Below are 12,495 nucleotides of genomic sequence, written 5' to 3' on the forward strand. Positions count from 1 at the left end.
TCCAGTCTGGATCTGGCCATGGGGAGTGATTCGCTTCGAATGCGATTACTCGTGGTATTAAGGCGAAGATATAGGTAAAAATTATCTAATGTAGGAAAGGATATGAACAATACAGCGACATCCAGTGAATTTAGCAATGTAATGAAGTACTGGGATGAAAAGCTTGATAATTTGCCAGATGCGTTGGTGCTTGGTACCAACAGTGCAAGCAATGGAGAGCGTATTAGCGCACATCATGTTCTCGATGGTGCATTATCGGCCAGTTTATTAAAGGCTTGTAAGCAAAACGATTTGTCACTATTTGTAATGCTCAATGCAATCACCAAAGTAACACTTTTCCGTGCGGCTCGGCAATCTGATGACCATAACCGTTTGTTGCTAAGCTCGCCAGTCTATAAACTAGCCGATAGCGATGGTCGCAAAGGCGTGCCTTTACTCGATAACGTCAGTGAAGAGCAAACCTTGAGAGATGTGTTGCTCTCAAGCCAAAAAACCATAACGTCGGCCTATCAGCATCAACACCTTCCTTTTGATGCTGCATTAAAATGTGACGGGGTTAACGCCAACCCTTTCCATATTATTACGTCTTTTAATGCCCTTCATCGTGATGAAGACTTGGCTGCATTGCAAAATGATTATGAGAATGCACTGACTCTGTCATTTGAATTGCAAGGCGAAGAATCTTCCAAAACTGTGGTTTGTCGTGTTGATGCACAAGATTCCATGTTTATCGATGCCGAGCTGGCCGAGCAATTCCTCGGTTGGTTCGAGCAAGTCGCCCAATGCTTTATCAGCGATAATCAGCTGCTCGTGGCCCAGATTGGTTTGCTTGGTGAAGCGCAGCAGTTGGCACTACGCGACCTGTTGGGATTGGACGTGTCATTGCCAGCCAAAGAGAGTTACTCGTCCATCAGCCAATTGTTTGCCCAACAAGTCGAAGCAAACCCGGTTAAACCTGCGATTATAGAAGGTGACAAGCAAATCAGTTTTATCGAATTGGATCAGTTGTCGAACCAATATGCCTGTGCTTTTGTTGCCGCTGGAGTAGAGACGTCAGATATCGTAGCTGTACAGGTTTCTCAATCGACAGAAGTCATCACGATGATTTTGGCGCTGTGGAAAATCGGTGCCGTCTACTTGCCAATCGACCCTGAATTGCCTGTTGGCCGCATCAGCTACATGCTTGAAGACTCTAATGCCAAAGTAGTTGTTAGCAAGAATGCGTTGGGTCTTTCCAATGTGATCGATATCTCGCCTGCCAAACTATCTGCTTTTGAGCTAACCGAAGCGCCTGATTTTATCGAATTGTCACCAGAGCATCCGGCCTACATTATTTATACCTCTGGCTCTACTGGCCAACCGAAAGGCGTTAAAATCACTCACTGTGGTGTCGCCAATTTAGCCGGGTACTTCGTTGATAACTTGGGTATCAAGACCGAAGACAGAATATTGCAGTTTGCCAGCATGTCATTCGATGCTTCCATTTGGGAGATCTCTATGGGCGTGCTGACTGGTGCTGCGCTGTGTCTGTATCCGCAAGACGAGAAAAATGATACGGCTGCTTTTGCCCAGTTTATGGTCAAGCACGAAGTGAATGTCGCCACCTTGCCACCTCCATTTTTGGCCTTGTTGGAACCTGCGCAACTGCCGGGATTACGATTGTTGATCACCGCGGGATCTGTCTGCAGTACTACGTTGGCACAACGTTGGTCATCAGAGGTGACGTTCATTAATGCCTATGGCCCAACCGAGACTACTGTATGTGCCACCTCATGGACTTACAACGAGGATGAGGCATTGGAAAATTCAGTGCCTATTGGTCGTGCTATTGATAATTTCAAAACTTATATTCTCAATGACGCGATGCAACTTCAACCTCAAGGCTGCTACGGTGAGATTTATATCAGCGGTAGTGGTTTAGCATTGGAATACCTCAACCGCCCAGAGTTGACTGCCGAGCGATTTGTCGAAAACCCATTCTATGCTGGTGAAAAACTTTATCGCACTGGTGATATCGGCCGCTACCGTAAGGGTGGAGTTATCGAGTTTTTAGGCCGTGATGACGATCAAATCAAAATTCGCGGAATGCGGGTTGAGATTGGAGAAATTGAAGGCCAGTTGACTCAACACAAGTTGGTCAGTCAAACCTCAGTTCAGTTGCTGTCCCAAGATGGTAGTGAAGATAATCTAGTGTTAACCGCGTACATCACTTTAGTGGAGAGTAACGACAAGTCAGCTTACATTGATGAGGCTCTGTCCAAGCAACTGCATGAATGTCTGGAACAGCAATTACCGAGTCATATGATTCCGTCATTTTTCGTGGTGATGCCGGTGCTGCCGTTGACCTTGAATGACAAAGTTGACAAAAAAGTGTTGCCGACTCCCAAGTCTTTGATTGAGCGTACTAACCTGCCACAGCCACAAACACCAACAGAGACGAGTTTGCGTAAGATCTGGGCACCTTTGTTGGGCTTGGATGAAGAACAGATTGGTATCGATTCAGACTTTTTCAAACTTGGTGGTAATTCCATCATGGCCACTGAGACTGCCAACCTGATCAACAAAGAACTCAATGTCGTAGTCGACCTGTTCGATATTTTCAACATCGTCACTATCCGCGATATGGCAGCCCATTTGGACCAGTTGACCGGCACCGTTCACAATGATATTCCGCTAGTGGGCGACTTACCACATTATCCTTTGTCGCCAGCTCAACGTCGTCTGTATTTCTTATACAAAATGGCGCCGCAAAGCACCAGCTACAACGTGCCTAGCATACAGTTGCTCGAGGGTGGAGTTGACTGTCAACAAATAGAAACGGCATTAGCCAAGTTGTTGGAACGTCATGCTTCATTGCGTACGGCATTTATCGACTTGTCCAGAGGCAATAGCGACCAGGATAAAGGCCAAAGTAATGTCGTTCAGAAAGTCATCACAGACTACACTTTGCCTATCACCTATAGAGACATCAGCGACTTCAAGGTCGAAGGTGAGCCAAGCGATGACAACTACTCGCAGATCTTGTCTCAGTGCATCGAACCGTTTGATTTGGCCGAGGCGCCTTTGCTGCGTCTGTATCTGATTAAAGAGTCTGAGCAGCGCCACTTGCTGATTACCGACGTTCATCATATTGTTGCCGATGGTACTTCTGTAGGCATTTTGGTACGCGATTTTATTACTTTCTATCAAGGAAAAGATCTTGAGCCGTTGAATCATCAATACACCGATTTTTCTCAATGGCAAAACGACAAGATCAATGGTAAAGATTACCAAAAACAAGAATCGTATTGGATTGACCTGTTAAAAGACGATATTCCGACGCTGCGTATTCCGACCGACCGCCCAAGGCCGTCTGTTATGACCTTTGCCGGCGACACGGTGAAGTTCGTCATGAGCAGTGAATTGTCGAACAAAGTACACAAGTTCGTTGAGCAACAAAACATTACCCCTTACATGTTCTTCCTTGGCGCTTTCAATGTGCTTCTGCACAAATACTCGGACAAAGACGACATTGTCATCGGTACCGGTATCGCAGGCCGTAACCACGCCAGCTTGAAAGACATCATGGGGATGTTTGTCAATACGTTAGCAATGCGTAATCGCTTTGACCGCAATACAAGTGTTGCACAGTTCTTACAACAAGTCAGAACCAACAGTATTCAAGCGTTCGAATACCAAGATGTCCAGTTTGATGATTTGATTGACAAACTCGGCTATGAGCGTGATACCTCACGTAACCCGGTGTTTGATTACTCCATGGTATTCCAAAACTTCGAGATGCCGGAACTGTCCCTCGAAGGCATTAAATTCAGCCCAGTAGTACAGCACAATAGCTCGTCGAAGTTTGACCTGACCATGTTTATCAGTCAAAGAGGCAACGACCAGTTCGAATTCACTTTGGAATACTATTCTGAGATCTTCGAAAAGACTACGGTAGAAGGCTTTGGTGCGCACCTGCGTTATCTGGTTGAGCAGATGGTTTCTGGGGCCGACAGCGCCATTTGCGACTTACGTTTGATGACTCCTGAGTTTGAACAACAGTGGTTGCAAACCATTGGTGCAAACCCTGATTCGGCAGAGCAGAACTTCCCGCTGGAAACGCCTATCAGCGAGTTCTTTGAGCAACATGCCAAGAACAACCCGGATCACACCGCGGTTATCCATAAAGGTGTTCACTACTCTTATAAAACCATCAATGAGCAAGCCAACCAGCTGGCGCACTTCTTAACCACTGAACGTCAAGTGCAAAGAGAAGAGTTGGTGGCGATTTATATCGACCGTTCACACTGGTACCTGATTGCCTTGTTGGCGGTGATGAAGTCCGGTGGTGCTTACATGCCCCTGGATTCTTCATTGCCTGCCGACCGTATGCAATATTTGCTCGAGCAAGCGTCGGTTCGCACCGTGTTGTCTGTTAAAGATTTCGTCGGTAACCTCAATAAACTGCAGTGGAATACCGCTGGTCTGGAAAGCTTTGTACTGGTAGACCATGACGACGTTTACAGCCTGGATGAAAACACGCAAAACACAGCAGGCCTTCGTTCATTGTGGGAATACGTTGGTGAAAATGCTGCCGATGATATCGGTGGCGGTGGCTGGAGTAGCACCTATACCGGTTATGACTTTACGCGTCAAGAAATGGACGAGTATGGTGAGAATATCGTTACAAAGCTCAAGCCTTTGTTGACCCCACAAACCCGTATCCTTGAGATCGGTTGTGCTTCGGGTATTACCATGTATCGCTTGGCACCACACGTTGCCAAGTACGTGGGCACTGATATTTCACGGGTCATCATTGAGAAAAATGAAAAGCGCTGTGAACAAGAAGGTCATAACAATATCAGTCTGTACAGTAAAGCCGCTCATGAAATCGCTGAAGTCGATGAATCGGAATTTGATATCGTCATTATCAACAGTGTTATCCAGTCATTTGAAGGCCTGAACTATCTGCGTAAAGTGTTGAGCACCTGTGTCGACAAGCTTAACGATAAAGGTCTGTTGTTTCTGGGTGACTTGATGGATCAGGATCTTAAGTCTGAATTCTTGAAAGACTTGTTGTTGTACAAAGATACCGGCCGATCTGAGCATGTTATGGCCGAGCTAAACAAACAGATAGACGAGCGTCCGCAAAACACTAAAACGGACTTGTCGGAAGAATTGTATATATCAAGACATTTCCTTGAAGATCTGTTGCAGGATATACCAGCCCTCAGCAGTGTCGAATTCACCGACAAATTAGGCACCTTTAAAAACGAGTTGACTGAATTCCGTTTTGACGCCCTCATCTCGGTAGACAAGCAGGCGGCTTCAAGCAATAGTGCCAATGCTGGCAAACGCAACAAATACCAATATGGCCGTCAAGCGTTTGCTCACCTGTCCACTGAAAACCTCGACAATACCGGCCGTTTCGCCGCTGATGGTAGCCAGCTGGCTTACGTCTTATTCACTTCAGGTTCGACTGGTACGCCTAAAGGGGTTGAAATTGAAAACCGCTCTTTGGTCAGTTTTGCCTTCGCCAACAGAATCAGTCTGGAAAATGATGTCACCTCGGATGACCGTTTCTTGGTTAACCTCTCCCAAGCGTTTGACGTCAACATGTGTGAAGTCTTCTTGCCTTGGGTGTTCGGTGCCACGTTGGTGATGTCGCCGAAGCAACATTATACCGATATTGAAGCTTTGACCGCACTCATCGTTAAAGAAAAGGTCACTGCAGCTTGGGTCCCTGCCGCATTACTTAAAGATTCTTATCGTTTGTTGGCTGCCAGTACTGAAACATTGTCGCTGAATAAGTTGCTCATCGGTGCCGAGCCGATTAAATCCAGCACGGTCAGAGCGCTGCAATCGCTCAATAATGACATGAAGATCCTTAACATCTATGGTCCGACAGAATGTACAGTTTACGCCTCTTGTTCATTGTGGTCTGAGGCCCCAGGGTCTGTGACCAGCGTTGATAGCGATCCGAATATGTCTATCGGCCGCGCCCGTCCGGATGCTGAAATTCTGATCCTCAACTCCAATATGGAGCAAGTTGCCCCTGGCATTACCGGTGAGATTTACATCGGTGGTAACTGTGTGATGCGTGGTTACCTCAACCGCCCGGATATGAACGAAAAAGTGTTGTTGCCACATCCATTCAAAGGCGGTGAAACTGTGTATAAGACAGGTGACTTAGCCAAGTTTACCGATGACGGTGAAATCGTTTTCTTAGGCCGTGAAGACTCGCAAATCAAACTACGTGGTATGCGCGTTGAGCTGGGTGAAATCGAAATGAAACTGGCCGGTCATCCGAGTGTTCACCAGTGTGTTGTGGTCATGGAGAACAAAGAAGACCCATACATTGCTGCCTACTATGTCGGCAAAGAGGGTGATGAAAATACGATCGACAGCAAGAAATTAACGGTTTATTTGGCCGAGCGCCTGCCGTACTACATGGTACCAAGCTTTATCTGCCCGGTTGAAAGTCTGCCGACTACGCTGAGCGGTAAAATCGATTACCGTGCATTGGCCAGCTTTGGCGCTGCGTATCGCATTCAAAGCAGCCAGTTTGACGGTTCGACGATGAGCGAACACGAGATCAAAATGGCCAAGTTGTGGTCGAAAGTACTGGGCATTGAAGCCTCTCAAATTAGTCCGAATACCGACTTCTTTTTGCTCGGCGGACATTCGCTTAGAGCGATTCGTTTAGTCGGTGAAGTACAAAAAGAGTTCAAGGTAAACCTGCCGTTGGCGACCTTGTTCCAAACTCCGACCATTCGAGACATTTGTGCTTATATCGAAGGCCAGGAGAAAATCGACTATATGGATATTCCTGCCCTAGAGAAGCAGGAAAACTACGAGTTGTCGTCTTCGCAAAAGAGCATGTTTATCGTTCAGGGCATCAAAGAAGGCAGCTTTGCCTACAACATGCCTGCGCTTATCAAGGTTGAAGGCAACTTCGATTTTGACAAGGTCAAAGCTTGTTTCGAACAGTTGATTGAGCGTCACGAACCGTTCAGAACCTCCTTTTCCGTCAACAACGAGGGCGATTTGATCCAGACTATTCATGATAGCATTCCATTCGGTCTTGAATTCCAACAGGCGGAAGCGGGTGAGACTATCGAGTCATTGTTCGCCGGATTCTTGCGACCGTTTGATTTGGCGGCAGCGCCATTGCTCAGAGCCAAAATCATCAAACTGGCTAACGATGAAGGTGGTATTGCCGAGCAGTCATTGCTGTTTGTCGACATGAACCACATCATCTCAGATGGTAGCTCGGTCAGCCTGTTTATCGAAGAGTTTAGCAAGCTATACAACGGTAAAACCTTAGAGCCTTTGACCATTCAGTACAAAGACTTTGCCCACTGGCAAAACCGTCTACTGGATTCGCCACAGGTTAAAGCGCAAGAGAAATACTGGCAGAAGACTCTGGCACAGCCGTTGCCGAGCCTGTCTTTGCCGACCGATTTCCCACGTCCTGAGATTCAAAGCTTTGAAGGGGACCAGCAGACCATGATTTTTGACAAGGCGCTGTCGAGCAAGATCAAAGCGATGGCACAAGACAATGAGATGACGGTGTTCATGTTGTTGCTCTCTTCTGCCTATGTGTTCTTACAGCAGATCACATTGGAACAAGATATTGTTATCGGTACCTCTTTGGTGGGTCGTGACCACGCGGATTTGCGCAACGTCATGGGTATGTTCGTTAACACCCTAGCATTGCGTAACCAGCCAAAATCGTCGCTGAAAGTTATCGACTTTATTAAAAGCGTGCGTAGCAACACCATCGAAGCGTTCGATAACAAACAGGTGCAGTTCGAGCGTTTGGTGGACCTGTTGAAGTTGCCAAGAGACCCGTCGCGCAACCCGGTATTCGATGTGCGCTTCGATATGCATGAAATGGAAATGCCGACCATCGAGCTTGATGGCGTCAAAGTGACCGGTTATGAGCCGGAGTTCAAATCCTCGAAATTTGATTTGACCTTTGATGTGTTTGAGAAAGGTGGCAAGTACGTCATTCGCTTGGAGTACTGCACCAAGCTGTTTAAAGACAGCACCATCGAGGCGTTTTTGACTCAGTATCGTCAGGTCACTGAATACATTTTGGACAATCCGAATGGTTTGATTGGAGATATCGACACTTTTGAAAACGAATCCGATAGCCACGTTCCAGAAATGGGTTTCCAGTTCTAAGCCGAAACTATGCGAAACAGAATCTAATCAAAAATTGCCATAGAAAAAATTATAAGGATAACAATAGTGTCTACAGCTGGACTAGAAAAAAAAACAAATAAAACGCAGTCTCTGGGTAGCAAAGTTTATTGGAAAAAACAACTGGACAAGCTGACCGGGGTTTCTCGCATACCTTACGATTTACACGGCGTCAGCCATGATGAAGGCCAAAACGAAAGCCCAAGAAGTCAAGCCACCAGCCAGATTGAGGCCAGCCAGTTTGCCTATGTCTGGCAATTGGCCGGCAAGTCTCATCATACCTTGCACCTGCTATTGATGGCCGGTTGGCACCTGATGGTCAACAAGTGCAGCGGCAGCAAAGATATTGCTGTTGCCACCCCTGGTTATAGTGCCGACAGCGCTGCCGAGCAGGGACGCATGCTAGTGATCAGAAACTCGCTGGCCGAAGCTTTCGACGTACGGGAGTTGTTGACCCAGATTCAAGAAGCCCAAGTCAGCGCTTTGAAAAATCAGACGCTGAGCTATGAAGCTATCAGTCAATGGATGCAAGACAAAGGTGAAGGTAATGCCCTGAGAAACTTGGTTGACTCGGCAATCATATTAGACAACATTCAAGATATGAAATCAGTACCTGCCGACGGTTTTTCCCTGGTTGTCAAAGCCAGCCAACAAGGCGACTTGATGGACTTGTCTTTTGACTATGACAAGCAAAAGTATAGTGCCGGGTTTATCCAAAAACTGGGTGATATTTATGGTCGTTTGTTAGTGGAATTGGCGAAAAACGTCAACCAAAAGCTAGCCGATATCTCATTGTGTTCAGAGCAAGAGCGGGATTTGATCCTCAACCAGTTCAACCGTCAACCCACGCCATTTGACGATGGCGTGTCTGTGGCCGATTTGGTCGCCCAAAGTGCGGCGAAAAACCCAAACAAAGTGGCACTGACTCACGACGGTGAGCAGATCACTTATGCTCAACTGGAGCAACGTGCCACCCATATTGCTCAATACTTGTGTGAGCATAAAAAACTGGCATTTGAAGAGCGTGTTGGTTTGATCATGGACCGCTCAATTGACTGCTTTGCCGCTATCTTGGGTATCATGAAAGCCGGTGGTGCTTACGTGCCAATCAATGACGAGTTGTCTAACGAGCGGATCGTCACTGTGTTGGACAATGCGCAAATTCGCATCGTGTTTTCTCAAGCCAAACAGATCAAACGACTCAACGAGCTTCAATGGCAGGGCAAGACTTTCGATACTTTCATTTGTCTAGACACTGATGATGTGCTCAATGTCGAAGAAGCGGAGCAGTCCGAATTGATGAGTCAGCAGTTGTGGCACTATATTGGTGAAAACGCGACTGATGACATCACTGGTGGTGGTTGGTTCTCCAGTTATACAGGCGACCCTATCCCGCGTGAAGAGATGGGTGAGTACCGTGAAAATACCCTCAATAAGTTAGAGCCGTATTTAGGTAAAGATAAGCGTATTCTGGAGATCGGTTGTGCATCGGGTATCACAATGTTCAGCTTGGCACCAAAAGTTGGTTTTTACATGGGTACTGACTTGTCTGAGGTCATCATCGGCAAGAACCAAGAGCGGGTCGATAGCGAAAATATCGATAACATCAAGTTGGCCGCTATGCCTGCTCACCAGATCAGCGAAATCGAAGAGCAAGACTTCGATGTTATCGTGATCAACAGTGTTATTCAGGATTTTCATGGTCATAACTACCTGCGGCAGGTAATTGACAAAGCGGTAGCAAAATTGGGTAACAAGGGCATTATCTTTGTCGGTGATGTCATGGACCAAGATCGCAAAGAAGCGCTAATCGCTGATTTGACTGCCTACAAACAGCAACACCCGCAAAAAGAGGTGCAAACCAAATTGGATTGGAGTTCCGAGCTGTTTGTATCCCAAGGCTTTTTCGAAGACTTGGCTCAGATCAACAGTGCAATTTGCAAGGTCGAAAATGCAGACAAAAGTTACACTATAGAGAACGAACTGACCAAGTTCCGTTACGACACCTTCATTCATGTCGACAAGGGCCAAGCCAATAAGCCTGCCAAGCCAAGAAATAAATACCAAGACGATTTGTCGGTATTGAAGGCGTACAACAACGATGATTTCGTTTCGCCTTATAAAGACAAGTTTGACGGCAACAACCTAGCCTATGTGATCTTCACTTCTGGTTCTACCGGGGTGCCAAAAGGCGCGATGATCGAACATCGCGGTTTAGTCAACCATGCCCAAGCCAAAATACATGACATGGAGATGAATCAAGACAGCGTCGTGGCACAAAATGCGTCATTGTATTTTGACATCTCCGTATGGCAGTACTTCTCGGCATTGAGTCTAGGAGCTTCGGTTCATATCTATGGCAATGAATTAATTTTGGACCCAGAGGCGTTTTTAAAGAAGGTGATTGACGACAAGATTTCAATCCTTGAAGTTGTACCTTCTTATCTATCAGTACTCTTGGATGTGATTGGGCAAAAACAATTGAGTTTTGAGGTGTTACGTTTTTTGATTGTGACTGGTGAGATTGTGAAACCGCAACTGGTCAACGCCTGGCTTGAAACATTTGCTGATATTCCCGTGGTTAATGCTTATGGGCCCACCGAAGCGTCGGACGATATTACCCATCATATTATGTCAAGTGTAGTCACCTCTGACCGAGTCTCTATCGGCCGACCTTTGCATAATATGTCGGTTACCATCGTCGATGACAATATGAACCTGTGCCCAGTGGGCGTTAAAGGTGAGATCTGTGTTGCCGGTGTCGGTGTTGGACGGGGTTATTTGAATGACCCGGAAAAAACTACTAACGTTTTCCTTGATGCCACAGACAAACATCCCCGCACCTACAAAACTGGTGATATCGGTGCCTGGATGGATGATGGGACCATCGACTTCTTTGGCCGTAACGACCAGCAGATCAAAGTCCGCGGCTTCAGGGTAGAGCTGGGTGATATCGAATCGGCCATCCGTCGCCACCCGGCGATTAAAGAAGTGGCCGTTGTAGCCAATGAAGGGCCTAACGGACATCAACTGAGCGCGTGTTTTGTTACTCAGGAAGACTACCAAAATGGTAAAGATGCAGACGCACTGCCGGACCAGATAAAACGTTTTGTGCAATATGAATTGCCGGACTACATGGTACCGAGCCACATGCATCTGCTAGATGCCATGCCATTGACTGCCAACGGTAAAATCGACCGTAAGCAACTGGCCAAAGTCTCCGTTAAACAACGTGCCGACAAAGTCGAGCCTGAAGGTGAGTTGGAAATTCAAATTCGCCAAATTTGGGCTGAGACTTTGGATATGGACCCGCAAGATATCGGCGTGACCGATGACTTCTTCGAGATCGGCGGCAACTCCATCAGCGTGTTGAAAATCGCCAACCAGATTGGTGCCCGCACCGGTATCAATGTTTCTATGGGCGATATGTTTTTGAAAAAAAACATCCGCGAACTGTCTAGTGAATTGCAGCAAGAAACCATCATGGACGATATGCGTTGTATCATCAAGTTGAATGACTGCGATAAGCCAGCTAAAGCCTTCTTCGTCCATACTGCCGACGGAACTGTGTACTCCTATCGCAATGTGGCCAAGCTGATGAATGATACACATTCTGTCTACGGTGTGCAGGCCCGCGGCTTGGTTGATAATTCGGTATTGCCGAGCAATCATTACGAGTTGATTGGTGAGTATCTTAATGAAATTCTTAAAATTCAGCCGGAAGGCCCATACATTATCGGTGGTCATTGCATGGGGGCCTACATCTCTTACGAGTTGGTGCGTTTGCTAGAGGATATGGGTAAGGAGGTTCTGTCGTTGGTGATCCTCGATGTGCCTGTGGTTATGCACGAAGCCAAAATCAAACTACTTAGGGCCAAGCGCAAACTGCAAAAACCGGGGAGTTGGGCAGTTAAACTGGCGGTTAAAAAAGACCAATACATACACTATGCCAAAGATGAAAATATTGTCAGAAGCCAACGCGACAAGGATGACAATATGGACTTTAGGGAGTGGAAAGCAAGGATTGATGAAAATATCAACCAGCTGGTTAACTACGACTATTCCTCAAAAGTGTTGATCCGTTCACATATTACAGTGGTTAGTGCCAAAGAATTTATTTATGCCCGCAAGACCAAGGAAGATTGGCAGAAAATGACTTTGGGAGATGTGACCTACACAGAGATCTCTGGGGACCACGATTCAATGTTCTATCCACCGAATGTGGCTGAGTTACACAAGGCACTGTGGCTAGAAAAATCAGATGAAAAGGCCAATAACAAGGACCAATAAAATGAATAATAAAGGACC

At 46.5% G+C, this 12,495-nt stretch carries 2 protein-coding genes; both read left to right on the plus strand.

Going from position 1 to position 12,495, the window contains the following annotated elements; genetic code table 11:
- The first annotated feature begins 102 nt into the window (after positions 1-102).
- Entirely contained in the window at positions 103-8,169 is an 8,067-nt protein-coding gene (locus N475_RS07270; RefSeq protein WP_063364970.1) for a non-ribosomal peptide synthetase, read from the plus strand.
- Positions 8,170-8,235: 66 nt separating this feature from the next.
- Positions 8,236-12,477, plus strand: coding sequence for an AMP-binding protein (locus N475_RS07275; RefSeq protein ID WP_063364971.1), 4,242 nt, complete (start codon positions 8,236-8,238; stop codon positions 12,475-12,477).
- The last annotated feature ends 18 nt before the right edge of the window (positions 12,478-12,495 follow it).

The sequence above is a fragment of the Pseudoalteromonas luteoviolacea DSM 6061 genome (assembly GCF_001625655.1).
Taxonomy (GTDB): Bacteria; Pseudomonadota; Gammaproteobacteria; order Enterobacterales; family Alteromonadaceae; genus Pseudoalteromonas; species Pseudoalteromonas luteoviolacea.

Coding starts and splice junctions, on each gene's coding strand:
- N475_RS07270 (WP_063364970.1), top strand. CDS start 103: ATGAACAATACAGCGACATCCAGTGAATTTAGCAATGTAATGAAGTAC.